Annotated in this window: 20 protein-coding genes and 3 pseudogenes; 8 read left to right on the forward strand and 15 right to left on the reverse strand. The window is 67.9% G+C overall.

Annotated elements, in window-relative coordinates; all coding sequences use genetic code 11:
* Positions 1 to 459: 459 nt before the first annotated feature.
* The 5 genes and pseudogenes from FNV62_RS00005 to FNV62_RS00025 form a co-directional block, all read right to left on the reverse strand.
* Positions 460 to 1,332, reverse strand: coding sequence for an AfsR/SARP family transcriptional regulator (locus tag FNV62_RS00005; RefSeq protein WP_054231724.1), 873 nt, complete (start codon positions 1,330 to 1,332; stop codon positions 460 to 462).
* A gap of 593 nt (positions 1,333 to 1,925) precedes the next feature.
* Positions 1,926 to 2,561: a ScbR family autoregulator-binding transcription factor gene (locus tag FNV62_RS00010; RefSeq protein ID WP_097281962.1), complete on the reverse strand. Its 636-nt coding sequence runs from the start codon at positions 2,559 to 2,561 to the stop codon at positions 1,926 to 1,928.
* Positions 2,562 to 3,200: 639 nt separating this feature from the next.
* Positions 3,201 to 4,465 (reverse strand): annotated as a pseudogene (locus FNV62_RS57795) (IS701 family transposase).
* 460 nt (positions 4,466 to 4,925) lie between these two features.
* A complete protein-coding gene (locus FNV62_RS54390; RefSeq protein WP_205523098.1) occupies positions 4,926 to 5,102 on the reverse strand; it encodes a hypothetical protein in 177 nt (58 codons plus the stop codon).
* A 1,035-nt stretch (positions 5,103 to 6,137) separates the two neighbouring features.
* Positions 6,138 to 6,860, reverse strand: coding sequence for a hypothetical protein (locus tag FNV62_RS00025; protein ID WP_143604879.1), 723 nt, complete (start codon positions 6,858 to 6,860; stop codon positions 6,138 to 6,140).
* A 137-nt stretch (positions 6,861 to 6,997) separates the two neighbouring features.
* Between FNV62_RS00025 and FNV62_RS00030 the strand changes: the two are divergent.
* A pseudogene (locus tag FNV62_RS00030) lies at positions 6,998 to 7,201 on the forward strand (IS5/IS1182 family transposase); the annotation flags it as partial.
* 28 nt (positions 7,202 to 7,229) lie between these two features.
* Here FNV62_RS00030 and FNV62_RS55000 read toward each other — a convergent pair.
* Together FNV62_RS55000 and FNV62_RS57800 are read right to left on the reverse strand one after the other, a co-directional pair.
* Positions 7,230 to 7,778 carry a hypothetical protein gene (locus FNV62_RS55000; protein WP_225900050.1) on the reverse strand — a complete coding sequence of 183 codons (549 nt, stop codon included), beginning with the start codon at positions 7,776 to 7,778 and terminating at the stop codon, positions 7,230 to 7,232.
* 160 nt (positions 7,779 to 7,938) lie between these two features.
* The gene (locus tag FNV62_RS57800) at positions 7,939 to 8,493 is read right to left on the reverse strand and encodes a transposase (protein ID WP_225900779.1); all 555 of its coding nucleotides are present in this window, start codon (positions 8,491 to 8,493) and stop codon (positions 7,939 to 7,941) included.
* Positions 8,494 to 8,552: 59 nt separating this feature from the next.
* On the opposite strand from FNV62_RS57800, the gene FNV62_RS55010 reads away from it, so the two are divergent.
* Complete coding sequence (locus tag FNV62_RS55010; protein ID WP_225900953.1) at positions 8,553 to 8,735, forward strand: hypothetical protein; 183 nt, start codon at positions 8,553 to 8,555, stop codon at positions 8,733 to 8,735.
* Positions 8,736 to 9,031: 296 nt separating this feature from the next.
* On the opposite strand, the gene FNV62_RS00045 is transcribed toward FNV62_RS55010, so the two are convergent.
* Positions 9,032 to 9,499: a transposase gene (locus FNV62_RS00045; protein WP_164657577.1), complete on the reverse strand. Its 468-nt coding sequence runs from the start codon at positions 9,497 to 9,499 to the stop codon at positions 9,032 to 9,034.
* Positions 9,500 to 10,037: 538 nt separating this feature from the next.
* Between FNV62_RS00045 and FNV62_RS00050 the strand changes: the two genes are divergently transcribed.
* Entirely contained in the window at positions 10,038 to 10,940 is a 903-nt protein-coding gene (locus FNV62_RS00050; protein WP_225900051.1) for a pentapeptide repeat-containing protein, read from the forward strand.
* A gap of 974 nt (positions 10,941 to 11,914) precedes the next feature.
* On the opposite strand, the gene FNV62_RS00055 is transcribed toward FNV62_RS00050, so the two are convergent.
* From FNV62_RS00055 to FNV62_RS00065, 3 genes are all read right to left on the reverse strand, one after another.
* The gene (locus FNV62_RS00055; RefSeq protein ID WP_144079287.1) at positions 11,915 to 13,717 is read right to left on the reverse strand and encodes a DUF11 domain-containing protein; all 1,803 of its coding nucleotides are present in this window, start codon (positions 13,715 to 13,717) and stop codon (positions 11,915 to 11,917) included.
* Between the two features lie 1,327 nt (positions 13,718 to 15,044).
* Positions 15,045 to 16,538, reverse strand: coding sequence for an MFS transporter (locus FNV62_RS00060; protein WP_143611790.1), 1,494 nt, complete (start codon positions 16,536 to 16,538; stop codon positions 15,045 to 15,047).
* On the reverse strand, positions 16,535 to 16,834 hold the full coding sequence (locus FNV62_RS00065; RefSeq protein ID WP_143611791.1) for a hypothetical protein: 300 nt from the start codon (positions 16,832 to 16,834) through the stop codon (positions 16,535 to 16,537). Before FNV62_RS00065 ends, FNV62_RS00060 begins: the two co-directional genes overlap by 4 nt.
* A 185-nt stretch (positions 16,835 to 17,019) precedes the next feature.
* Here FNV62_RS00065 and FNV62_RS00070 point away from each other — a divergent pair, with 185 nt between their 5' ends.
* Together FNV62_RS00070 and FNV62_RS00075 are read left to right on the forward strand one after the other, a co-directional pair.
* A complete protein-coding gene (locus tag FNV62_RS00070) occupies positions 17,020 to 18,072 on the forward strand; it encodes a sigma-70 family RNA polymerase sigma factor (protein ID WP_143611792.1) in 1,053 nt (350 codons plus the stop codon).
* Positions 18,073 to 18,246: 174 nt separating this feature from the next.
* Positions 18,247 to 18,456 (forward strand): annotated as a pseudogene (locus FNV62_RS00075) (transposase); the annotation flags it as partial.
* 774 nt (positions 18,457 to 19,230) lie between these two features.
* On the opposite strand, the gene FNV62_RS00080 reads toward FNV62_RS00075, so the two are convergent.
* The 4 genes from FNV62_RS00080 to FNV62_RS00095 all read right to left on the reverse strand — a co-directional run bounded on the left by FNV62_RS00080 (position 19,231) and on the right by FNV62_RS00095 (position 23,587).
* Positions 19,231 to 19,542: a hypothetical protein gene (locus FNV62_RS00080; RefSeq protein ID WP_225900053.1), complete on the reverse strand. Its 312-nt coding sequence runs from the start codon at positions 19,540 to 19,542 to the stop codon at positions 19,231 to 19,233.
* Between the two features lie 13 nt (positions 19,543 to 19,555).
* A complete protein-coding gene (locus tag FNV62_RS55015; protein WP_143611793.1) occupies positions 19,556 to 20,710 on the reverse strand; it encodes a tyrosine-type recombinase/integrase in 1,155 nt (384 codons plus the stop codon).
* Positions 20,711 to 21,319: 609 nt separating this feature from the next.
* A complete protein-coding gene (locus FNV62_RS00090) occupies positions 21,320 to 21,523 on the reverse strand; it encodes a cold-shock protein (protein WP_143599455.1) in 204 nt (67 codons plus the stop codon).
* A gap of 1,704 nt (positions 21,524 to 23,227) precedes the next feature.
* On the reverse strand, positions 23,228 to 23,587 hold the full coding sequence (locus FNV62_RS00095) for a hypothetical protein (protein WP_143599456.1): 360 nt from the start codon (positions 23,585 to 23,587) through the stop codon (positions 23,228 to 23,230).
* 515 nt (positions 23,588 to 24,102) lie between these two features.
* On the opposite strand from FNV62_RS00095, the gene FNV62_RS00100 reads away from it, so the two are divergent.
* From FNV62_RS00100 to FNV62_RS00110, 3 genes are all read left to right on the forward strand, one after another.
* Entirely contained in the window at positions 24,103 to 24,738 is a 636-nt protein-coding gene (locus FNV62_RS00100; RefSeq protein ID WP_143611794.1) for an HAD family hydrolase, read from the forward strand.
* Positions 24,735 to 25,061 carry a GNAT family N-acetyltransferase gene (locus FNV62_RS00105; RefSeq protein ID WP_164331428.1) on the forward strand — a complete coding sequence of 109 codons (327 nt, stop codon included), beginning with the start codon at positions 24,735 to 24,737 and terminating at the stop codon, positions 25,059 to 25,061. Before FNV62_RS00100 ends, FNV62_RS00105 begins: the two co-directional genes overlap by 4 nt.
* Positions 25,062 to 25,485: 424 nt before the next feature.
* The gene (locus FNV62_RS00110) at positions 25,486 to 25,824 is read left to right on the forward strand and encodes a hypothetical protein (RefSeq protein ID WP_054237353.1); all 339 of its coding nucleotides are present in this window, start codon (positions 25,486 to 25,488) and stop codon (positions 25,822 to 25,824) included.
* Positions 25,825 to 26,015 lie beyond the last annotated feature (191 nt).

Below are 26,015 nucleotides of genomic sequence, written 5' to 3' on the forward strand. Positions count from 1 at the left end.
CCCCACCGAACGCCATCCACCGCAGCCGCCACGAACCACACAACCGCCCCCAGCAGCCCCCACAACACGCACAGCCCGGACGGCACGCACAGCCCGCACAACACGCGCAGCCCTGGCGGGACACACAGTCCGGACGGCACGGGCGGGACAGCCCGGACGGCACGGGCGGCACGGGCGGGATGAGCAGCCCGGGCAAGACAGGCGGGACGGGCAAGGCGGGCGGGACGGGCAGCCCGTACAGCCCGGGTGACACAGGCCGGACAGAGCAGAGAGCCGGACGGACGGCACAGGCCGGACGGGGCGGGGTGAGGGGCCGGGCGGCGGCCCGCACAGCCGCAAACCCGGGCGTACGGGGGCCTGCGGGGGGGGCGGGACCGGGGCATGCGCCAGGTCCCGGCGGACGGGACCGGGACCTGGGCGGAGCGGGGCGAGCAGACCAGCCGGCCGAGGCGAAGGGGGTCAGCCGACCGGGGCGAGGCGTCCGGTCCCGGCGGGGCCACTGCCCGTGGAGCCCGGCCCGGCGGAACCGGGGACGGTCGCGGTCGCGGTGGCGGGTGAGCCGTCCGGCCGGGCCATCAGGATGGAACGCTGCAGCTTGCTCAGCGCCGCCGACGGTTCCAGGCCCAGACTGCGCACCAGAGTGGCGCGCAGCCGCTGGTAGGCGTCCAGGGCCTCGCCCCGGCGCCCGGAACGGTACAGGGCCAGCATGTACTGCCCGCACAGGCTTTCGTGGGTGGGATAACGGCTGACCAGCACGGTCAGCTCGGCCAGCAGCTCACGGTGGCGGCCCAGCCGCAGATCGGCCTCGATGCGCTGGTCCAGCGCGCACAGCCGGCTCTCCTCCAGCCGTTTGACCTGGGTCGCCAGGTGCATCCCGGCGTGCACATCGGCCAGCGGCGGCCCGGACCACAGCGCGAGCGCGGCCCGCAGCTGCCGGGCGGCCTCCGGGAAGTCGGCGGCGTCCATCGCCCGGTAGCCCAGCCCGGCCAGCCGCTCGAACTCCCGCACGTCACTGCCGCCCCCGCCGCTCTTGAGGAGATAGCCGCCCGGCACGGTCAGCAGCACGTCCTTGGCCGTACGGGCATCGGCCGCATCCGGCTCAAGCGCCGCGGTGATCAGCTCCCGCAGCTGCAGAATGTACGTCTGCAGCGTGGGCCGCGCACTACGGGGCGGCCGGCTGCCCCACAACTCCTCACTCAGCATGCCCACCGGCACCATCTGATCGGCCTGCACCACCAGCAGGGCCAGCACCTGCCGCGGCTTGGGAGCGGTCGGAGCAATCGAAATGCCCTTCTCCCGCACCGCAAGAGTGCCGAGTATGTCGGTGTCCACGCCGTCTCCCCTGTCCGTCCACTGCGGTCTGCCGAACCCCTCGGATCCCATCACCACCCAGGCCCCCAAAACCCCCGGCCCAACCCCACACCCGGAACCCGCCCAGCCCACACGACACCGGCCCCGGCCCCGAACTCCCGGACCACCAGCACCACCACCAGACCCCGACCGCCAGACCCCGATACCGCCGGACCCCGACGCCTCCAGACCCCGACACCTCCAGGCCCCGGACTGCCAGGCCCCGGATACCACCGGACCCCGGACCGCCAGGCCCCGGATACCGCCAGGCCCCGATACCGCCGGGCCTCGGACCGCGCAGGGCTCCGATGCTGCCGGGTCCTGGTCCGCCGGAGGGCCGGCGGCGGGTGAGCCGCGCCCGCCGTCCGGGATCCACCCGACACACCGAGTAAAAAACAGCATGGACGGTATGTCAATCTCAAACCGGGCGTCTTGTTTTCTCTCCGCCGGTGCTCGAGACCCCCTCGAGGGAATCCGGCTTCCGGCACATAAGCCGACCAACCGGGTGGGATTCCGGCTGCCGCGGCCGTCCCGCCAGCGGTTTGACTTCCCCGTTGCCGGACCATGCGGTCTGTTTACCTGGGGGTGCGGTCGGTCCCGGCGGCCCGGGGACCGGGCAGGACCGGCCGCCGGCGCGAGGGCGCCGCGAGACCGGGCAGCAGCAGCGCCCAGAACTGCTCCAGCAGACGGGACGAGGAACGCACACGGTGACGGGAGGCAAGCCGGCCGAACCCGGCGACCGAGGCCACCACCGCCACCGCCGCCGCCTCCGGGGACACCCCCCGCGCCAGCTCCCCCGCACCCTGCGCCTCACGCAGCAGCGCATGCACCCACTCACACCACCACCGCCCCGGCCCCTCCGCACTCTTGCGCGAAGGATCACCACCCAGCTCGAACCCGGCCCGCAGCACCGGATCCACCGCCAGAGCCGCCACCAGATCACGGCTGACATCCACCAGCAACTGCAGCCCCCCGCCCCCCGCCCCCTCCCGCACCACCAGCCGCTGCACCGACACCGTCGCCGCCGCCTCCACCTCACGCGCCAGAAGATCCTTGCTCGGGAAATGAAAATGCAGCGCCCCGGTACTCACACCCGCCCGCCTGCTGATCACCGGCAGCGAGGCAAGGGCATACCCGTCCTCCGCAAACACCTCAGCCGCCGCACGCACCAGAGCCCGACGCGTCCGCACCGCCCGCACCTGCCTGACCACCCCACCCTCCTCCCCAGCCCCCCACCACCCCCGGACACACCGGGCCCACCACCCCACCCTACCAAACCGCATGCGCGGTATGTTTACCGGTCCGCACCCCCCCCCCCCCCCCCCCCCCCCCCCGGCCCCCCCCCCCGCCCCCCCCCCCCGCCCCCCCCCCCCCGGCCCCCGGCCCCCCCCCCCCCGGCCCCACGCCGCCGGAGCCGCAAGACCCTCACCGCCACACCCGCCACCGGCCCTGCCACCAGACCGCACCCCACTGCATCCAGCAGGCCTGGCCCGGCCTGGTCCGTGCCGTTGTTGTGCCTGGTCTGTGCCGTCGGCTGTGCGGGGGTCTTGCTACCGGGGTGTGCGGGCCGGCCGGGCGGGAAAAAACCCGCGCCACCACCACAGGGGACGCCACCACACGCCCGCCCCCACCATCAGCGGCCACACTCAACACCCGCTCGCACCCGACCGGAGCCCCCACCCCACACCAGACCAGGACCCAGGACCAAGGACCAGGACCAGGGCTAGTACCAGGGCTAGTAGGGCTTGGTCAGGTCTGTATTGGTGCTGGTATGTCGCGGTGGCAGGTCGGGCAGGCGCCGGTCCAGACCGCGAGCAGTGTCTGTAGCTCGCGGACGACCTGGTAGAGGCTCAGGCCGACGCCGTGTCTTTTGGGGCCCGGGCCAGTCGTTGCAGAGTGCAGAAGGCATGTGCGACAGAGACAAGGGTGACGTGGTGGTGCCAGCCGCCCCAGGTCCGGCCCTCGAAATGGGCCAGGCCCAGGGCCTGCTTCATCTCCCGGTAGTCGTGCTCGATGCGCCAGCGGAGCTTGGCGAGCCGGACCAGCGTGGTCAGGGGCATGCCGGAGGGCAGGTCGGACAGCCAGAACTGCACCGGCTCGGGCTCACCGGCAGGCCATTCGGCCAACAGCCAGCACTCCGGCAGCTCCGGGCCGTCAGTGGCCTGCCGAACCTCGCGTCCGGCAGGCCGGACCCGCAAGGCCACAAAGCGGGAGTACATCCGCTTGCGGCCGGAGCGGCCGGTGCCAGGCCGGGAGCCTTCACGCCACTGCACCGGCCGAGCTGCCTTCCGCCCCGCCGCGATGACCAACTCTTCACCGACCGTGGCTTGTCGGGATACTTGGCCACCGGCGGGCGTCCGGTCCCGGAGTACGGCTCGGCCACCGGCACCGCGCCGGGCGGGCTGAGCCGACAGCGTGGTGGAGATCCCCACCACGTAATTCAGGCCGCGGGCCTGCAGTCCGTGGCGGAACGCGGCAGCGTCGCCGTATCCGGCGTCCGCGACGGCCAGCGGCACCTCGATCCCCACGAGCGGGTCTCGTCGAGCATGTCCAGGGCCAGCTGCCACTTCTCCACATGCCCGACATCGTCCGGGATGCCGCAGGCGGTGCGGCGGGCGATCTTGTCCGCATCGGCCTTCGGTGAGGCGGGATCCCAGGTCCGGGGCAGGAACAGCCGCCAGTTGACCGCCGCCGAGGCGGTCTCGGACGCGAGGTGGAGCGAGACGCCGACCTGGCAGTTGGTGACCTTGCCCGCGGTGCCGGTGTACTGCCGCGACACGCATGCCGAGGCAGTCCCGTCCTTGAGGAACCCGGTGTCGTCGAAGACCAGGGCTTCCGGCCCGATCACCTTCTCCATCCGCCAGGCGAGCTGGGCCCGGATATGTGCCGGGTCCCAGGGGCTGGTGGTGATGAAGTTGGCAAGCGCCTGACGATTGCCGTCCTCCCCGAGCCGGGCGGCCATCGGCTCGACCGACTTACGCTGCCCGTCGGTCAGCAGCCCCCGCAGATAAACCTGCCCCCACCGGCGCTGATCCTTGCGCGCGAACGGCTCGAACACCTCCGCCGCGAACGCCTCCAACTCACCACGCACCACAGCAATCTCGTCCGGAGTCACACACTCTCAACGCCACACCGGGCCGACAGGACACGCACCACCACAACCGACCTGACCAAGCCCTACTAGTACCAGGACGAGAAAAACCAAAGCCGGGGACAGACACACAAGGACGGCACACGCACACCAGGACAGAACCCGCCAGCCCCGACAGGCAGACCAGGCAGGCCAGACGGACCAGGCAGCCCGGGCAGACCAGGCAGCCGGACGGACCGGGCGGGCCAGGCAGGCCGGCCGGACGGACCGAACGGACCGGGCCGGGCAGGGCAGGGCCAGGGAAAACGGGCCGGGCGGGCCAGGCGGAAACGGGCCGGATGGGCCGGGCCGGATGGGCCGGGCCGGGGGGAAGCGGGCCGGGGTCAGGCCGGGGCGCCGACCCCGTCCAGACCAGCCGGCTCCCCCGCCTCCGCAGCCAGCCGCTCACCCTCCGCAGCCACCTCCGCAGCCCGCGCCGGATCAATCACCAGCCCCCCAGCCCCGCCGGCACCGCCACACTCGGCAGCAGATGCTCAAACAGCGCACACACCCGCTCCTCCAGATCCTCCCGACCCGACAACGTGTGCGAATACACCTGCACCCCCGTCCACGCCGCCGAGAACACCCACGCACTCTCCGCCACATCCACCTGCGGCAACAACTCCCTGCTCCTGCGCCTCCTGCAACACCCGCTCCGTCGCATCCAGCCACGTCCGGATCGTCCACGTCCCGAAACCGCCCCCATCTCCTGACCCAACGACAACCGCGCCGACGCCGACACCACCGGACGACGCCGCATCCGATACGCCAACGCCAACCCCATATCCACCAACTCCTGCAACTACTCACCGCGGCGCCAGCACAAACCCCGCAAACTGCTCCCCAACACCCTCCGCCAACGCCCGCTTCGACGGAAAATGAAAATACAAAGCCCCTCGTCACCCCCGCCCGCGCCAACACCTCACCAATCGTCGCCGCCTCATACCCACGCTCATCAAAACCGACGCCGCCGCATCCAAAATCAACCGCCGGTGCGCACCGCACGCCTCCTGCCGCACCACAAAACCTCCAAAGACCAACCCACAACCCACCACAACATGTTCCTGCAACCAACCCAAACCAAACCATCTAGTCCGTATATTCACAAGGCCCAAGGCATCCCACCCCCACCCAACGTCCAAAAACCACCCCCACCACCCACCCACCCCCACCAGCCCAAACACCCCACCCACCCACCACCACCCCACCCAACCGGACGACCCGATTCAACCCCACCACCCACACGGCCTGCCCGGACAGGTGGGCGGCGATGACGCCGGTTGCCGTGCTGTACGTAATGCCGCTGCCGCCGGACAGGCAGGCGCGCACCGTCGAGCATGGGACGTCGGCCGAGATGACGTAGGGGTTGGCAGCGGAGCCGGAGCCGCTCAGGGTGACGTTCTCACCGGCCTGTACCGAGCAGTTGCAGAGTCCTCCGCCACAGCCGCATCGCGCCATGGGTCCACCGTCCTCGCGGGGTTGTCTCGGCCCGGCCCACAACCAGCGGCGCGCACAGTCGAGTCTATCGACGGCCCTCGCGGACACCGTCCGGACGTGTCCACGGATGCCGTCCGGACGCCATCAGATGCCGGACGGGCCGTCCGACCTGCCTGGATACCGTCCGGACGCGGTGTCCGGACGCCGTCCGGACGAGGGGTCAGGCGAAGAGCCAGACGATGACGATGCCAGCGCCTCCGGGGGTGCCGTTGACGCTGTCGCCGTCCCGGGCGAGGGCACCGGCGGCGCCACCGCCGTAGCCACGGCCCGCGCCGCCGCCGCCGCTGGACGCGCGCTGCCAGCCGCCGTGGCCGAGTCTGGACTCGCCGCCCTCGCCGCTCTGCCCCTGGTCGCCGTTGAGGCGGAGCGGGCCGCCGCCGGGACCGCCGCCCTGGGCCAAGTCACCGATGCCGGCGGTCGGCCCGGACGTACCCGAGTAGCAGACCGGCGTGGCTCCTGACGGCATGACAGTTTGACCGCCGAAGCCGCCGTTCGCGGTGCACAGACCACCGAAGGAGCTGTTGCCGCCGTTACCACCGTCGACGGTGGGCGTGCCTGCGGTTCCGGCGCCGCCGACGACGATCGTCTCGGAGGCGCCGAGAGCCGATACGTCGATCAGGCGCTCTGCGTAGCCGCCGCCCGTGCCTCCCGGTTGCGCGACCAGCTGACCGGCGTTCGCCCGCGCGCCCGCCGCCCCACCGCCGCCCGCCTGCACCTGGACGAAGATTCTTGAAAGCCATGGATAGTCGGCTTTCTCGAACGTCTCGGTGCCGGGCGTCGCGAAGTACAGGATGCCGCGGAGGTCGGCGCTGCCCGCGACCATCGTCAGCCGGCCGTCGGCTCCGACGTCGAAGTAGGTCGGATCCACACAGACTGAGGCCATGGCTCACCCCTCGTGTTGCAGGAGCCCGGCCCAAAACCAGCGGCGCACGCAGCAGAGTAGCCGTGTCGACCTGGCTGAAGGAGACTCGCCCGTGCCAGACCAGCCCGCCCGCTACTACGTCGCCCTCCGACAGGGGGCGCGGCCTCCGCCATCGCATCGCTAGTAAGGGCATCGAGTCCTCTGAGCGGCCGGGCCGACATCGCTGGGTTGTCGAGAGAACCGTCTCCTGGCTCGCCGGATGCCGCCCCATGCACCGACGCTACGAGCGCAGGGCAGAACACTTCCTCGCATTCGCTGCCATCGCCGCAAGCTTGATCGACTACCGCAGACTCGCCCGATGAAGCAGCAGCCAATGCCCCTGTGTCGGCGTCAACGAATGTCCCACTCATCGGCCGGGACGCAGTCATGCACTGTGTACGCCCAGTCCTGGAAGTTGGCGACGAAGAAGGCCCTCGACAGGAGGATGTCGCCGGCTCGCTGGGCCCGCACCAACAGCCCGAGCTCTTCCGATATTGCATCACCCTCGACAGAGAACGTGGGCGCTATGCCACGGTCCTCCGCGTACCCATGGAGCTGTTCCGCAAGTTCAGACGGAACTCTGCCGACCACGCGGAGCCCATCGAGGGAGACCTGCGGACCGCACAAGGCGTCAACCGCGACGGCGGCCAGAGCACCAGACTTCCTGCAGTAGGCCGTGACGGCCACCTCGCACAGCGGTGCGCCCTTGGAGCGAAAGCCAGCCTGCTGCACCAAAGCGCCGTGTGGCCGGGTCATTGAAGAATGAGTGCTGGCGAATCCCTGTGTGCCCATCACTGTGGCCACTTCCTCGATGCTCATGCCGAACCGAAGAGGGCCGACGGTCTCGAACGGCACAAAGTTCCACTGCGCTCGCTCGGCGTCGTCGACGATGGACCACATCTGCGGGCATTCCTCCAGGCCATCACGGAGCCGCGTCTCGCGGCACGCTGGTCAGCGACGACTGTACAACTGCGCCCCGTCGGGGCCTTGAAGCCCTGGTCTACCAAAGGCAACGGCTCCCTAGGCACAATGCCGTGACTCTGTTGGTGATCTTCAGGAGTCATCCGGCGGCTGCGGTGCAGAGGGTGTGGAATCGGCTTGATCGTGTGCGTCCACGGGGTGTTTCGGCGATCCAGTCGGCGGTGCGGGTGAGGTTGCAGGCTATGGCGGTGAGTACGTGCTGGACGTGCGTCTTGGCGAGCCCTCGATAGCGGGTGCGGCGTAGGCCGTTGCTCCGGACGGTCTGGGAGAGCGTCGCCTCGATGCCGGCGCGGATGGCATAGCGTCGTTGCCATTGCTCGGTCTGCTGGTCGAGGCGGTTTTGGACCTGGATCTCGTGCAGCGGCCGTGGGAGCAGGGCGATCGAGCGGGGCCTGGTGGCCGAGGCGGTGCACGGGTGGCGGTCCGGGCAGGCCAGGCAGTCGGCCTTGGCGAAGCGGAACTGGAGGTATTCGTGGCCCTTGATGCGGAGCGTCCTCGCCGGGGTGCTGGTCTTTCCGCGGGGGCACGTTGCCTGCCGTAGATCCCAGTCGATCGTGAAGGCGGACTTTCCGAAGCCCTCGCCGCTCTTGGCCTGCTGGCTGTGGTCGGCGACGATCGGGCCGAGCAGCGTGATCCCATGGGTCTGCTGGGCGCGTTGGACGCGGGCCGGGTGATGTAGGCGGCATCGACCACGTGCTCGGCCGGGACCAGGGCGGCCTGGGCCAGGTCGTCGTGGATCTGCTCGGTGAGCTGGCCGTCCTGGACCGGGGCGATCGTGGTGGCCACGTGCACCACGATCTCGGGCCGCTGTTCCTCGCAGGTCTCGGTGTAGTGCACGCGGTAGCCGCCCACTCGGTGCCGTTCTTGGTGCAGTAGTGCGCGTCGGTGTCGTAGGGGAATCGAAGCGCAGGCTCGCCGGTGGCAGCGCGTGCCCGTCGCGCCAGCGGAGCTGTCCTTGTTCGTCCCAGTAGTAGTGGTGAACCCACACCTGCCGCAGAACCTCCACCTGGGCAGAGTTCGCAGCCGCCCGGTGCGTCGGGGACCACAGGGCGGCCAGCACCTTCTGCCCGTCCCGTCCGGAAAGTCTCCGCCCGCGCGATCACGGCCTCCGGTCCACCGGGCACCTTCCTGATCTCGATCTTCCGCCCGTACCGCTTGTCCCACTGGTTCGATCAGTGGCTGCAGCCACCCGGCGCGATCTCAGCCAGTCCCTCAAGGGCGGCCCGCAGACTCTCCCCGGCCAGCTCCAGGCGGCTGAGCCGTCGCACGGCGGCCAGGACATACGTCGCATCGGTACGCTGCCGCCCGCCAGCCCTCAGCAATCCCGCCTCGGTCAACCGCTTGAGCATCACACGCAACATCCGGTCCGCCGCGTCGCCTTGCACCAGGCGGGCTCGGAAATCGCTCAGCAGCGAGTAGTCGAACCCGGTGTCCTCCAACTCCAGCCCCAGGGCGTACTTCCAGTCGATCCGAGTGCGCACCGCCTGAGCAGCCGCCCGGTCCGACAGGTCCTCGGCGAACTGGAGCACCGACACCAGCGCGAGCTGCCCCGGCGAGAACCCCGGCCGCCCATCAGCGGGATAGAGATCCACGAACTCCTCGTCCTCGAACAGCACATCGAGGCGATCCCGCACCAGCATCGCGGGGGTTCCCTTCGGGCACGCCGCCCACGCCGTGCGCACCGTCCGCGCCGGAATCCGCTGGTAGTCCCTCGGCTGCAACGACATCAGGCCCGCCCCGACCTCGGCACCACCCCGCTGCCTCCACTGAAGCACCGACCGAAGCGACTGTCAGCACTCGCCGAAGATCACCAACAGAGTCACGGCATTGGGCCTAGCCCCGATCTTGCATGGCGGTCCGTCGGTTTCTCCGTCGGACCATTTCGCTGTTGTGGTCTGGTTGTTTGATTGCTCGTGGCCCGGCTGGGCCCTGATCCCGGAGTTTGGACACCAGAGACACTTGGATCTTGATGGTCCGGGTACAGGAGTCCCGCCCAGGCGGGTGGCGAAGTTTTGGGCTTCGACTTCCTCGGCGGCGGCCGCTACCGATTTCGCCAACTCCATGCAGGCGGCGCACGTCTGCCCCCATGATCCTGAGGTGGCATCACTTCTACGCAGGCGCCGGACTCCTCTGGGCCGGCATACGCCGAACCTCTGGCCCGTCTGGATCGTCGCCCCCTTGGCCCTCGTCGTCGTCGGCACCCTGAGCGTCGGGCTCTATCACGGCGTCTACGGCCTACTCGCGGATGCCACCCACAACGAGAATCCGCGCAAGCCGGTCAACGTCAGCGACGTCATCAAGACCACCGTCACCGCCCTGACCCTGGTCGGTGCCGTCCTCGCCGGCATCTACGCCTACCGCAAACAGCTCCTCGCCGAGGGCGACGCCCATCGGACCGACGCAAACCAGCTCGCCGACCGCTACACCACTGCCGCCGAACAACTTGGCCACAACCAGGCCGCCGTCCGCCTCGCCGGCGTCTACGCCCTCGCGCGGCTCGCCGACGACTGGCAGGAACAGCGACAGGTTTGCATCGATGTCCTTTGCGCCTACCTGCGCATGCCCTACGAACCCGAACTCAGCGCTCCCGGATACAAAGAAGGGGAACGCGAGGTCCGGCTCACCATCATCGACGTTATCCACCTCCACCTCCTGAATCCCGAAACGCCTACCTCCTGGTGTGAGAACCGTTTCAACTTCAACGGCGCCACCTTCGACGGCGGCGACTTCTTCGGCAGTCACTTCTGCAACTTCGTCTACTTCGGCGAGGCCACCTTCAGCAACGGCATGGTTAGCTTCCGCCGAGCGAAATTCAAATGGGGCTACGTCGCCTTCCGCGACGCGACGTTCAGCGGCGGCCACGTCGACTTCCGCGAAGCCGCGTTCAGCGGCGCCACCGTCGACTTCGATCGCGCGACGTTCAGCGGCAGCATGGTTACCTTCGGCAACTCGACGTTCAGCGGCGGGACGGTCGACTTCGACGGCTCAACGTTCAGCGGCGGGACGGTCAACTTCGACGGCTCAACGTTCAGCGGAAGCACCATTGACTGGGGGCCGTTCCCGCGGCCTGCCGGGGCGTGAGCCGTTCCAGCACGGTGACCGGCAAGGACGCTGCGGGGGACGCGGCAGAGCTACGAATGCGAGTTATCGAAGCGGCGGCGGCCACGCCGAAGGTGCCGTAGGCGGAGCACAGACCACGCCGGCGAGATGCATCCCTGACGACATGCGTAACTGGTTGCTGCTGGTTGTGGGACGGCGCTTCCGTTGGAGCGCAGCAGGCGACCCTGACAGGCTCCAGAGCCGTCCGCGCTCGTAGATCAGCATGGCCGCCCCAGGCTCAGATCGCTACCCCTTCCGCCCCAGGCAGGCGCGTACACCCAGGGAAGCGGTCCGGCCAACCAACCCATCTGTTGCCGCGATCCGGCCTCACGTAGCGGCACGGGTCCGTGGATGTGCGCTCGTGTACATGGCTGTTCACGTCAGGCGTTGATGTCAGCGGAACCAGAGGCACCGCAGGAACGGCGACGGCCCGCGCCGTTCGGTGCAGGCCGTCGATATGCGCGAGGATTAGCTGATGGGCGGGCTGTAACGCAGAGACCAACCGGGGCCAGGACGGTGCTCGGTGACCTCAACAACGCGACCGGTCTTCGTGTAACCGATGTGCGTGATCCGTAGGCGCGTGCAGCACCATCACGGACCGTTCGCCTGCTGGGATCTGTTGGTCCGTCCGCCGCTTACGGGCCCGCCGCATCGCGTGGTTGTACGCCTCTGTTGATGTCAGTTATTGATGTCACGCAATAGGCCCCGGACCTGCGGCTTCGCCCGTGAAGTCGTAACCTGCCGGATCAGCCGGACGCCAGATCCGGCCCGCCAACAACAGACAGGTCTTGAAAACGGTCGTGCGCGAGCCACCCTGGGTTCAAATCCCACTCCCGCCGCGCCGGTGAATGGCCCCTGACCGGACGAGACGGTCAGGGGGCCGTGTTGTTGCGCGGATGGGGCACGGGCAGCTTCTGATCCGTAGCTCTAGCCGGATCTCATCAAGGGGAGTCGCCCTACCAGTGGTCGTGGTGATCGCAGTGCTTGTCGTGCTGGTGACGCTTGATCTTGGTGGGGTCGGTGGCGGTGTGGGTGGTGGTGTCGCCGCCTCCGGTGACGGTGGCGGTGTTGGTGACGGTGCTGGGGGCCTTGCAGGAGACGTCCACCTTGAGGGTGATGGGTGGGTAGCTGCTCCCTGAGGGGAGGACGTCGCTGCGGGTACAGGTGAAGGTGGATCGGCTGCAGGCCCATCCAGTGCCGCTGAGCGAGACGGGGGTGAGTCCCTTGGGCAAGGTTTCGGTCAGAGTGACGGTGGTGCCGTCGGTCGGGCCGGTGCCCCTGTTGGTGACCGTGATGCTGTAGGTGCCCCTCTTGCCCTGCCCGAACGCGCCGCTGTGGGTCTTGCTGATCGCTAGCGTGGGCGGGCAGGCGCCGGTGATGGCCGTGGGATCGGTCGCGGTGTGAGTGGCGGTGTCCCCGCCGCCAGTGGCCGAGGCGGTGTTGGTGACCTGACCGGAGGCCGTACAGGCGACGTTGACCGCGAGGGTGAGCGCCGGATAGCTACCACCGGACGCGAGGACGTCACTGCGGGTACAGGTCAGCGTGGCCAGCGTGCACGTCCACCCGGTACCGCTCAACGACGTCGCGCTAAGCCCAGCCGGGAGAGTGTCGGTCACGGTGACGACGGTGCCGTCGGTCGCGCCGGTCCCGTCATTGCCGACCGTGAGCGTGTAGGAGCCGGACTGACCCCGCGCAAAGCTGCCGCTGTGGGTCTTGCTGATCGCTAGCGTGGGCGGGCAGGCGCCGGTGATGGCCGTGGGATCGGTCGCGGTGTGAGTGGCGGTGTCCCCGCCGCCAGTGGCCGAGGCGGTGTTGGTGACCTGACCGGAGGCCGTACAGGCGACGTTGACCGCGAGGGTGAGCGCCGGATAGCTACCACCGGACGCGAGGACGTCACTGCGGGTACAGGTCAGCGTGGCCAGCGTGCACGTCCACCCGGTACCGCTCAACGACGTCGCGCTAAGCCCAGCCGGGAGAGTGTCGGTCACGGTGACGACGGTGCCGTCGGTCGCGCCGGTCCCGTCATTGCCGACCGTGAGCGTGTAGGAGCCGGACTGACCCCGCGCAAAGCTGCCGCTGTGGGTCTTGCTGATCGCTAGCGTGGGCGGGCAGGCGCCGGTGATGGCCGTGGGATCGGTCGCGGTGTGAGTGGCGGTGTCCCCGCCGCCAGTGGCCGAGGCGGTGTTGGTGACCTGACCGGAGGCCGTACAGGCGACGTTGACCGCGAGGGTGAGCGCCGGATAGCTACCACCGGACGCGAGGACGTCACTGCGGGTACAGGTCAGCGTGGCCAGCGTGCACGTCCACCCGGTACCGCTCAACGACGTCGCGCTAAGCCCAGCCGGGAGAGTGTCGGTCACGGTGACGACGGTGCCGTCGGTCGCGTCGATCCCGTCATTGCCAACCGTGAGCGTGTAGGAACCGGACTGACCCCGCACCAAACTGCCACTGTGGCTCTTGCCGATGGTCAAGCTCGGGCCAGGGGGGCTGTAGGAGATGGTCACCTGGCCGTTGTGGTTCGCCGTCCCCATCGTCGAAGGCCCATAGGACGTGCCGGTACCCGTGGGGGTGGCGAAGCTGCTGCCTCCACCACCACCGCCCCCACCCGCCGAGGTGCCCATGCTGTTGACGGCGCCGCTGCCGCCGCCCCCGCCGGCGAAGTACCCACCTCCACCGCCCCCACCGGTCCCGATTCTGGTAGCGGCGCAGCCACCGCCGAAGCTGCCCCCGGTGCCACCGGTACCGACCGTGGCACCCAAGAACCCGCCTCCCATCGCACCGCTCGTGACGCTACAAGGCGGGGCGGTTCCGGCGGCCCCGGGGGCACCGCCGGTGCTGGTGCTGGTGCTGCCGCCGCCCCCACCCTGCCCCGGCGAAGCCCCAGGGCCGGTGGCACTTCCCGCGGTACCGCCGGTGGCATCCGGCGTTGTCCCGCCGTTGCCTCCGTTCCCTCCCGTAGAACCCTGTCCGGTGCCGCCGGCGGCGCCGCCGCCCCCGGCGACCACCAGCAAGGAGCCACCCGTGCTGATGCTGGAGGCCCCGCCCCCACCCGGCCCTTCAAAATGAAAACCACTGAGCGGATAACCCCCACCTGGGGCGCCGCCGTTGAACCCGCCGGCACCCGGCGTCCCGGTGCCGTTGCAGCCTTTGCCGCCGGTGCCGCCGACGTTGATGGTGAAGGCCGTCGGTGCGGCGGTTTGCGGGAGCGTGGTGACGACCCGCGCCCCCGTCCCCCCGGTCCCCGTGACAGAACAGGGGGTGCCGGTGTTGTCGGCACCGCCGGCCCCGTCCGCGGTGATCGTCACGAACATTCCCGCAGGAACCGTCAGGGTCTGCGGAGCGCCGGTGAAGGTGAAGGTCTGACTGACTGGCGCGGCTGCCCGACTGCCGCTGCGATGACCTGCCGTCGGAGAGTCGGCGACGGCCGCCGGCACCCCCGCACCGGTGAGCACGGCACACACCGCTACGGTGACGCCCATACGCCACCAACCCCGCCCGGGCCCGGCCGGCGACGCCGCTGAAGCCAACACTTGCGCCGCCCGACGACCAGTGACACGCCAGAGGCCCCGCTCGCCCCAACTTTGAGATCTGTGAACGTCATTGGTCACAACACGTCGATCCTCTCTTGAAGCAATTCCCCGCTACGTCAGAAAACGGCCCGGGGGCGATAGAGCGACGACACGCAATCACCGCCGTCGCGCAGGTAATGGAACCTGATAAAAGAACACAAAACGCGGCGAAACGCTGCGATCTACATCTGTCTGACAATCTGGTAGGGCTTTGGCGACAACAACTCTCAGAGTGCGGAACGTGAGCTCTTGTCCGTTTCGTGGTTGAGGTTGGGGAAGGATCCCTAGTCGCGGGTGGGGGATGGTCCTCAGGCGTCGGGGCGGGCGAACAAGCCGGGTTCGGGTTCGACCGCAACCCGCAAAGGCCGACGCCTCTCTCAGCCTCGGAACGAGGAAGCGCAGTGGAGAACTTGGTGGAGCTCGGAAGCGCGAGCAGGTTGGGCATAGTTGCGCACCCAACGGTAAAGAGAATCCCGGGATGGCGTTGAACGCCATCCCGGGATTTCGTTGTGTTGTGTTATGCGGGGTCGTAGGAGGGTTCCAGGTTTTGTTGGGTTTCTGGCGTGGCGGCGAGTTCGCCGCGGGTGTTGGAGGCGCGCAGCGCGATGGCTCCGGCTGCCACGAGGCAGAGGGCGCTGACGAGCAGGGCCCGCTGGAATCCGGCGGTGAGTGCCTCCGGGGGCGGGGTACGGGCGGCCAGCAGGTGGCTGGTGCGACTGGTCGCGATCCCGCTGAACACCGCCAGGCCGAGCGCTGACCCGAGCTGGAAAGAGGTGGTGATCAGGGCTGCGGCCAATCCGGACTGATCCTCCGGCACGCCCGCGTTCGCCGCCGTTTGCACACCGGCATACAGCAGCCCCAGCCCGGCCGCCATGACCACCAGCGGGGCGAGCAGGTTGCCGAGATAGGTGCCATCCACCGGAATGCGGGAGAGCCAGAAGATGCCACCGGCAGCGAGCAGCGCACCGGAGACGATGATCGGACGGGTACCGGTCCGCACGAACATCTTCGTCGCCACGGTCGAGCCGAACCCGATGCCGACGGTCACCGGCAGATACGAGAGCCCGGTCCGCAGTTGGGAGTAGCCCAGGACGTTCTGCATATACAGGGTGACGAAGAAGAACATCGAGTAGAACCCGGCCCAGGCGATCACCTGGGTGGCATCGGCCGCGGCCAGGCCCTTGATCCGGAAGATCGACATCGGGACCAGCGGATGGGCGCGCCGCTGCTCATTGACCCCGAACGCGGCCATCAGCACCGCCGAGGCGGCCAGCCCGCCGATGGTGCGTCCCGCACCCCAGCCCTCGTCCGGCGCCTTCACCACCGTGAAGATCAGCAGCAGCATGCTCGCGGTTACCAGCACCGCGCCGACCGCGTCGAAACCGCCCGGCACGGACCGGCCGTGGTCGGCCTTCAGGATCCGGAAGGCCCCGAGCAGCACCAGGGCGCACAGCGGGAGGTTCACGAAGAACACCCACCGCCAGCCGAAGTCCTGGGTGAGCAGCCCGCCGAAGAACACTCCGACTGCGGCGGCCAGCCCGCTGATCCCGGCCCACACGCCCAGCGCCTTGTGCCGGTCGGAGTCCTGGAAGGTGGTGGTCAGAATGGACAGCGCGGCCGGGGACATCATCGCCGCCCCGAAACCCTGGGCGAGCCGGGCGCCGACCAGCAGCCCCTGGCTGTCGGCCAACCCGCAGGCCAGCGAGGACGCCGCGAACAGCGCGGTCCCGGCGATCAGCAGCCGGCGCCGCCCCAGCAGGTCCCCGGCCCGACCGCCCAGCAGCAGGAACCCGCCATAGGTGATCAGATAGCCGCTGACCACCCACTGCAGGTTCTGCACCGAGAACCCCAGATGCGTACGGATGGTCGGCAGCGCGACGTTCACGATCGAGCCGTCCACGACGTCCAGGAACGTCACCGCGCACAGCAGCGCCAGCGTGACCCTGCCACGCCCGGTCGCCAGGAACGACCCTACCGGCGGCGCCGTCGACCCGGTCATGGCGTCGCTCACGACCCGGCGGCTTCCATCACGGGGCCGACCTCGACCCCGCCGCCGACCCGCAGCACCGGGCAGTCCCTGGCCAGCGCCAGCGCGGAGTCCATGTCCTCGGCGGACACCACCGAGTAGGCGACCATCCGGGAGCCGCTGCCGCCGACCTCGCCGAGCGAGGCGTAATCGGTCACCGCGTTGCCGACGTCCACCAGGGCCGAGCCCAACGCGCCGAACCAGGCCTGCCACTCGGTCGGCGTCCCGGCGTGGGGCGCGTAGTCGGAGGGCACACGGAAAGTGAAAACGTACTTGGCCATGATCTGTGGTCCTGTTCTGTGTCCGGGGCGCGCCCCGGACCGGGACCGCCTCCAATCGGGTAGACGGCGGCACGTCCATGAATTGGGCGCGCGGACACCGCCCAATTCGCGGGCCCGGCGGCGTCGGTATCGATAGACAAGCCGAACGCGCCCTGCGGAAAGAAGAGAAGCGAGGATGCTTGCCGATGGAGATGGACACGACGGACCTGATCGCTCGGGCTCGGACCGGCGACCACAACGCGTTCCGCGACCTGGTCCAGGGCCACTCCCACGAGTTGCAGGTGCACTGCTACCGCATCCTGGGATCCCTGCAGGACGCCGAGGACGCACTCCAGGAGACCCTCGTGTCCGCCTGGCGTAACCTCGGCGGCTTCGGCCAGCAGTCCTCGCTCCGGACCTGGCTCTACAAGATCGCGACCAATCGGTGCCTGAGCATGTTGCGCGCCGACAGCCGGCGCCCCCGCATCGCCCCGCCGCTGCCCGAGGCCACCCTGCCCGAGCCCTCCGGCGCCGGCGATGCCCCGCCCTGGCTGGAGCCCTACCCCGACGTCCTGCTCGACCACCTCGTCGACCAGCGCCCCGGACCGGAGGCCCGCTACGAGACCACCGAGGCCATCTCCCTGGCCTTCATCACCGCCCTGCAACTGCTGCCACCACGCCAACGCGCCGCGCTCGTCCTCCGCGATGTCCTGGGCTACCACGCCGCCGAAGTCGCCCAAATGCTCGATGCCACCCAGGAATCGGTTCAAAGCGCCCTCAAACGAGCGCGGGCCACCGTCGACAACCACCTCACCGACTCCAGCAATACCGGCAGCAGCGGCACCGGCAGCCGCAGGCCTGCACGCCAACTCGACACCGCCGCCGAACACCGGCTCGTCGCCCGGCTCACCGACGCCCTGGAACGCGCCGACCTGGACGCCCTGATCGGACTGCTCGTCAGCGACGTGAGACTCTCCATGCCCCCGGCCATGCTGGAATACCGCGGCATCGAAACAGCCCAGCGCTTCTTCGCCGCCTCCACCTTCCGCCCCGGCCGCACCTACCGCGTGGTACCTACCCGCGCCAACGGCCAGCCAGCCGTCGGCTTGTACCTGGCAGACCCCCACGCCCGTGTCCACCGCGCCTACGCCCTCCTGGTCATCACCATCGCCGGCGCCCAGATCACCGCCATCACCGGCTTCAACACCAACGTCATGACGCGCTTCGGACTACCCCGAACCCTCCCCGAAACAGATTGAGAGACTTCTGGCGCCACCCCGTTGTCCCGCGCCTGAAGGCAGAGCTCGGATGGTTGTCTCAGAGGGCGGTATGAGAGTGCGGGATGTGGTGTTCCGTCGGTCTTGTCATCGCTCGATGGTGTGACGTTGGGCATCGTCGCCGGTCAGGCGTTCGGGGTTCGCTTGGGTTGTGGCATGAGCATGCGCAAGCTGTACCCGAGCGATCTCACCGACGAGCAGTGGGAGCTCGTCGAACCCGTGATCACGGCATGGAAGGCCCGGCATCCGTCGGTCAGCGGACATCAGGGGAAGTACGCGATGCGGGAGATCGTGAACGCGATCCTCTACCAGAACCGCACGGGTTGTCAGTGGGAGTTCCTGCCCCACGACAAAACGTCGCGTTCTCAAAGCTGATGCGGATACCCGAGTCTCTTCGCCAGCAGGGAAGGACCTACCACTACGCCAGCCTGAGGCACCCGGACCTGGTGCGCGAAGAGGGGCAGGGGACCGATGCACAGCTTCTGCAAGCCCAAGAGGAGTTCCTCGCCGCTGCCAGGGCAGTCCTGGATGGGGACAGCACGTCTCAGTGACCCGTAACAAAGTCTCAGGCGCAGCACGAGCGAGGAAGTTGTTGGGTGGGGTGCCGCACGAACGCAGAGAGCACGATGCGGCCGTAGACCTCGAACCTCGGCGCCTTCGCGCGGCGCGAGCGGATCAGGTGGGCCTGGTGCCATCGAGCACGGACCGAACTATTGGGTGGTCGCCCGCGATGACGCCATGCCCGTCACTGGAGGCTGAGGCTGCCTGTCCAGCCGACTATCACAGTGAAGTGGCGCCGCATGCGTGCGTTGAATCGCACTGTCGCTCACAACCTCGTGCGAGGCATAACTGCCGGTCTCGGTAGCGCCTTGGTCTCGATTGCAACGTGGTGGCTTGAGCACCGTTGATCTGACATCCACGGTTGACATCAACGATGTCGGACGGAGGCGTACACCAGCAGCTCTCTTCGACCGCCATCCCAGTCGCCGACCGGAGCCGGAGCAGGCTCGGATCGAACTCCTAAAGCGGGTGTCGCAGGTTCGAATCCTGCCGGGGGCACAGAGAGAAGGGCCAGTTCAGGAGGGATTCCCTCCCAGACTGGCCCTTCGGCGTTTCGGGGGTCGTGCCACAGGCGTGCCACTACGTGGAGGAGGCCTGGTCCGGACCGGCCATGGTCTTCGACACGAAGAGGCTCAACCGGAAGGTGGTCGGTTGCGTCAGGCGCCCACAGAGCCTGTCCACCCGCACCGCCGTCCAGTCGATCTGCGTGTCCGACGCTCTGAGGCGGCGTACATGAGCGTGCCATTCCGATTCGTCCTGGGTTTCGAAAAGCACCTCCCAGCGGCCCGCGTTAGACGCGAAACGAGCAGCAGCGCGCTGCACCTCGTCCTGCTGCTGACGTCTTCTTCTGCGCTGCCCAGGCATCGGCTCAGCATCGCCAGTTTCGACCATCACAGCAAGGCCATTACCTATCCCCGTGACCGGAAGCCCCTCCCCCACCCTCCCTGATCATGGTCCCAAGCCGGTCCGCGATGGCCCGGACCCGGTCGCTGGTCATGTGCTGGTAGATCAGCGCGGCACGGGAGCTGCTGTGACCCATCCGCGTCATCAGCTCCCGCGTGCTGGCCCCGGCCGTGGAAGCCAGAGTGTTGCCCGTATGCCTCAGGTCGTGGAAGTGCAGCTCGGCCGTGACGCCTGCATCCTTCCGCGCCTTGACCCAGTCGTCCCGGAAGTTGCTCCGCCGAAGCTGCCCACCCTGCGGCCCGACGAACACGTGACCGTCCTGTCCAGCAGCGGCGTAGCACTCCAGGTGGAGCGTAATCGCGTCGACCAGCTCACCGGGGAAGGAGACCGTGCGCACCCCCGCGGCCGACTTGGGCGCCTTGTCGAAGAGCCGCCCGTCCTGCAACTCGGCTTGCGCCCGGCGGACCACGACCAGGCGGCCGGCCAGGTCGATGTCCTTACGACGCAGCGCGGCCAACTCGCCGAAGCGGAGCGTCGTGAACGCCGCCAGGAGGACGAGCAGCCGGTAGCGAGGCGCGATGGCATCAGCCACCCCGAAGACTTCCGTCACCGACAACACGGGCCGCTCAGGCACGTCATAGCTGTCTGCGCCTTTGATCCGGCACGGGTTGCGCCGAATCATCTCGTCGTCCACGTCGATCTGGACGCGGTGGCCGGGCAGCTGCTTCTCGTACCGCTTCCATCTGCGGTCGTGCCTCTTGTAGCGCTGCGAGGCCGGCAGGCGGCCCATGTCGAGGCGGTTGAGGATGCGCCAGACGCCGGCCTTGCTGATGGTGACGTCGTGGTACCGCTTGAGGTACATGGCGATCTTCTCGGGCCCGAAGTGGTAGTTCTGCCGCAGATAGATGATCTTCCCGACCACCTCGACATGGGTCGCGTTCGGGCAGGTCTTCGGTGCCTTGGACCGAGTGCGCAGGACCTCGACGCCTTCGGCCTGGTAGCGGCGGTACCAGGTGTAGTACGCCTGCCGCGAGATGCCGAAATAGCGGCAGGACATCGCGACGTTTCCGCTGACCTCTTCGACGTGACGTATGACGGCCAGGCGCCGCTTGGCCTCACGGTCAAGCGGCGGGGTGGTAGGGCTGGACTTCGACATGGGGATCTCCGTAGTGATCGGAGACCCAGGTGTCAACGATGATCGGCAGTTTTAGAAAGCCTCACGCCAGGTTCTGAGTTACAACTTTCTCTACTGGTTCAAGCCCCGGCTGCGCTCCGCTCCGCCGGGCGCGCTCCTGGCTCCGCTCCGCCGCCGCTCCTGCCTTCGGCTCGCTCCGGCGGGCTGCGCCAACGCGCGCCCACGTGGGGGCCCGGAGCGATGGGTGATCACCGTACACATGTCGCAGTCAGGGCGATGCCTCCGGCGGGGGATCGGCCGACACCGGGATGGAGGGAGCGCCGTTCCCGGCTACCGGTTCGTAGTGGCGTGCGCGGGGAGCTCCCATCCCGACCACCGTCGACCCAGGCAGAGCCGAGCAGACGCGGCCCATGGCGTCCAGGTCGTTCGTACAGTGGCGCGCTCCACCTGGACGCCATGAACCACGCCCGCTCCGCGGTGTGTGGGTCGACGGCGGACGGGATGGGAGCTGGGGAAAGTGGTGGGTTACTGAAAGGACACATAGCCGCCCCATGTTCAGTAGCAGCCCACCACTAGAGCCTGTCCGACGGGTCACGGAGTGAGCGGCCCGTCGCACGGGCGCATGGACGGTCACGCAGCTTGGATGTTCGATGCCTGCTTGCCCTTCGGACCCTGCACAACATCGAACGACACCTGTTGACCCTCTTTGAGGGTCTTGAAGCCATTCATGGTGATGGCGCTGAAATGGGCATAGAGGTCCTCGCCTCCTTCGTCCGGGGTGATGAAGCCGAACCCCTGCGCGTCGTTGAACCACTTCACAATTCCGGTTGCCACGCTCGCTCCGCGTCCTGTGTGCGTGGCCGTCATCGACCACGACCGAATCATGGCACAGGCCGAAGCAGTATGCATACGTATGCTCACTGTGCGTGCACGCCATGCGGGCCTTCACCGACGAGGCAGCCGCCTGAGCTATCGGACACTTCCTAGGCCTCAGCGGTGGTGGTGCCACCAGTAGAGCGCGACGGTCGCGGCCCCGCTCAAGCTGGCTTTCACAGCCGTACGCATGAGCTCATCCGAGGCGTAGTTCAGGAGCTTACGGGAGTGGCGGCGTGCACCCCGTTCGACCAGGTGGGTGCTGATCCGGCGGGTTCCCCGGGCCGTGCGTGCGAGTTTGCGCATAGGTTGCTGACGGTGGCAGCGCCTACACTTTCGAGTGCTGGGAATGTCGACCTCCTTCGGTTGGCATTTCTGACGGTGTTGGCGGCCTCCTGCGTAGGACCAGGGGGCCGCCGCCGTTACCGGAGGAAGCTTGGGCCTGCGTTAGGACCAGGGAGCCGCCGTTACCGGGGCCGTGGCCGCATTCTCTATTCTGAGGCAGCGCACTGACACTGGGGCATCGCGAACAACCCTGCCCTGAACTGCATTTATGTTCATTTGGTCGGTGACGGTCAGTCAGTTTTGTCAAACTATGTTGATGGCTACACGCCCAATGCGCATCGAGCACGGTCGGACCCCAGTGGCCGACGAGATCATGCGAGATCAGATCCGGCGAGCATCCAAACAGTCGGGAGACACCAGTGCCAGCTTCCGGCTCCTCATCGCGACCATCCTTCGCGATGCTGCCGAGTCCGTCCTCCGCGAAGAGGTCATCGCGGCCCGAGAGGTGCATTCCCTGACCTGGAGGGAGATCGGTGAAGCTTTGGGAGTCTCAGCTCAGGCTGCACACCACAGGTATTCGTAAGCGCACGCCGGGGCCCGAGCGAACAAGGCTGTGCGCCTCACGACTGCTGGAACTCAGGGCGAGCGGCGAATCTGTCAAGTCGGCCTAGGACGGCTAACACCAGCGCCTGACACCAACAACCCCGCACAGCAACGGTTGGCGCCGGACCTCTGCGTATGGCATGGGCAGAAGCACGGCCGGTTGACCAACACCGCCGACGTCCCATGATCGACCTGATAAGGATGAGGCCAGACCTCAAAGCCGTGGACTGTACGGGCGCCAGCTGCACCATCGGCCGGCGCCCGTCGCCTTGGCGCGGTCATTGAGACTCCACCGCCCGCGTGCCCATGCATCCGAGGTGCGTGGTCGGCGCTGTCAGGTCTCACTCTTGGCCATCAACAGAGCCTGCGTCGCCGGTTAGGCCACGGGCTGGATACCGGACCCCCCAGGCAGACCAGGGATGCAGCTGCACTACAGAGCTGGCTACCCCGGGTGCCGACCACGCGCCGCTGAGACTACGCGTCCGCACTGACAATCGAGACCAGATCTTGGCGGTACAGCAGGGAAGTACAGCAACCGCGCCGACCACTACTGGCCGTAGTAGCGCGTGAACGGCTGTCTGAGCAGGCGTGGAGACCTCAGCGACTGCCTCGCCCATATTTCGCATCGAGGGGGCACGGCGCGGTCTGGGCCGTGCCACTCTCGTGCCAGAACGTACGGGGACTCACGGGGAACCAGAGTTCACCAGGGCGACGCCGCCGGCCAGCGCCCAAGGCAGGGAATCCGCAGGTCACCCCGGTAGCCGACCAGCCTCGCTCCTAAAGCGGTGGCTTCCTGGCAACCAGCGGCAGCGGCCAGCTAGCGCAGGCCACGAGTGCGCTGCCGTCCTCGGTGAGAAAGAGCAGGGTGAACCGTGTCCGATTGCCAGGATCGATCAGCGCTGTGCGCACAGGCCGGTCGTATTCCCTGATGAGCTGCACTGCTCGCTCCAGGCCAAGGGGTTCGAATCCGCGCATCCGCATGCGCTGAAGTCGGCGACTGAAGACTCCGGCATGCGCGCCAGTGGGTTGTACCCGCTCCTCCACCGAGTAGGGGGCGCCGCTGCGGAGGGCGGCCAGAGCTATCACGGACGCCTCGTCATCACCGATCAACAGCGATTCCAGCACATGCCGTTCCATGGTCAGTGCGGTACAGCAGCCAGGTACCGCAACCCTGATAGCCGCTCCCGCACGGTAGCGTCCCTCCGGGCCCACCCAGCGACCGGTATGACCCCCACTGGCTGATCCCGCTAGAGCTACGGATCAGAAGGTCACACCGCCCACGAGGCGGCTCGGCCAGACACCGGGCCGTCTCAGTTCCCGTCTCATTCAGCCCCGTTCACAGTCGTTCAGGCGGGACCCGAAGCCGTCCCAGCGCCGAAGGACAGGCGGCCATGAACACAGATGAACGCCTGTGCACGCACCCTGGCATCCCACCAACACAGTTGGAAAGCGTGTTGGCCAGGTGATGAGGGGGGGTCTGGGGCCTGCAACATAGTCCCGAAGTGGCTCCCGGGGACCTTTATGCCCACCCCCCTTGACCGCGGACCTCGAAGGTTCTCTGACCGGTCTTAGTCCGCCAGGCAAGCTAGCAGGAGGGACTGACAACGGGACGGTGGCCGGGAGTTGCGGTACAGCAGAGAACCTTCCTGCCGATGCTCGGCGAACCGGTTCCGGAAAGTCCCGGCCTTCTGGACACCTGGATCACCGAGCGCTACCTCACCGTGTTCGAGGAGTCCTGGCGGTGTTATCCCGATGTCCAGCCATGCCTGGAGACCCTGAAACAGCTTCCCCACGGACCGCGTCTCGCCGTTCTCACCAACGGCGACCCTGAACAGCAGCGCGCCAAACTCGCCCGCTTCGGCCTCCTCGAATACTTCGAAGCCGTCCTGACCCCGACCGACCTCGGTGCGGCCAAGCCCTCCGCCTACGCCACCGCCTGTCGGCGGATGCGGACGGACCCCGCACAGGCGGTCAACGTGGGCGACATGCTGGAAAGCGACGTGAACGCAGCTGCACTCTCACCGGCATCTGGCTGGACCGAGGCATCGACTTCGTCACCGGTGGACCATCGCCGACAGCAGACGAGACGATCCCCCGCATCGAACAGCTCACCGACCTCCCCAACCACCTATCACCCACGAACGCCTGACCAGCTCTCACGGCCTTCACAAATGTGCATCCGGACGGCACCGACCATGCCAGGCAAAGGAATTGGAGCCTCCTGGATGCAGTGCCGAACACGGGCCCACAGTACGAAGAACGACTCACAGGAAAGAGGGAACCGGTGAGCAACACCGTTATCAACGCCGAGCCGGTCGACTCGGCCGACGGCCGGGAGCTGCTGGAGGAATATCAGCAGGAGCTCTTCCAACGCTGGAGTGGTCCACTGCTGCACGATCAAACCGAGGCGCCGGCGGACAACACAGGACTGGTCCCACCCGGCGGGCTGTTTCTTCTGGCGAGGGTCAACGGTATCCCGGCCGGCTGCATTGGCATCCGGGCGCTGACCCCAGACGTCGGCGAGACCAAGCGCATGTTCGTGCGCTCTGCGTTCCGCGGCCAAGGGATCGGCCGGAGCCTGCTGACTGCCGTCGAAACCGAGGCCCACTAGCTTGGCCATACCCGGCTACGGCTGGACACCATGGAGGAACTCATCGAGGCTCGGGGCCTCTACGCCGCCTCCGGCTACATCGAGATTGCCCCATACACCACCAACCCCTACATCCGACACTGGTTCGAGAAAACCCTCTGAGTACACGCCCGTTGCGCCGGATCTGCTGCTACGGCAAACAACACGAGCCGCATCCCCTCAGCAGCAGGAGGACTGATCCACAGGAATTGACAATTACTCCTCGCCGATGTGGTAGCGCGCAAGCAGTACAGCAACCAGATACCGCAACCCCACCAATCGTTCCCGACCCGCAACATCCCTCACAGGCTTCGTACTGACCGCTGTGACCGTCCCTGCCCCATCCACATAGAGCTACGGATCAAATGCTGACGGCTCCCATGGAGCCCGCAAGAGACTTGGGCCCATGGGAATCGACCTGGAGCTGCACTCCGCACGGCCAACGCGAAACTGGCGCAAATCCCGAGCAACACTTCTGCGTAGCTCGTACGGGCATGGGGACGCGTTGGCCGATGCGCTCGGCTCCCTGCAACTGCTAGGGGTGCCTGGGCGGCTCACCGCTGTTGATCCGTACGGAGACACGTTGATGAACGAGCAAGAGGCCGCCGCCGCACTCACCGAGATCAGCAGTCTGCGTCAACAGTGCAGCGATCAGCACCAGGTTGCTGCACTAAACGACCTCGCAACGCAACTACAGCAGTGCGCCAACACCCCCGGCAGCTACCTGTGGTTCCAGGGCGACTGAACGCGTGCCACAACCGTGCCAGAACGAGCGGGGAGTCACGGGGAACAGCAGGCGTCCACAGGCCGTGAAGCCCACGCCCTGTGGAGGGCTCATTTCGCAGATCAGCCACCGAGTCGACCAACCTCGCTCGTAAAGCGGGTGTCGCAGGTTCGAATCCTGCCGGGGGCACCAAGGAGAAGGCCACCTACGGA

It is taken from the genome of Streptomyces sp. RLB3-17 (genome assembly GCF_007113425.2).
Lineage (GTDB): Bacteria > Actinomycetota > Actinomycetes > Streptomycetales > Streptomycetaceae > Streptomyces > Streptomyces mirabilis_D.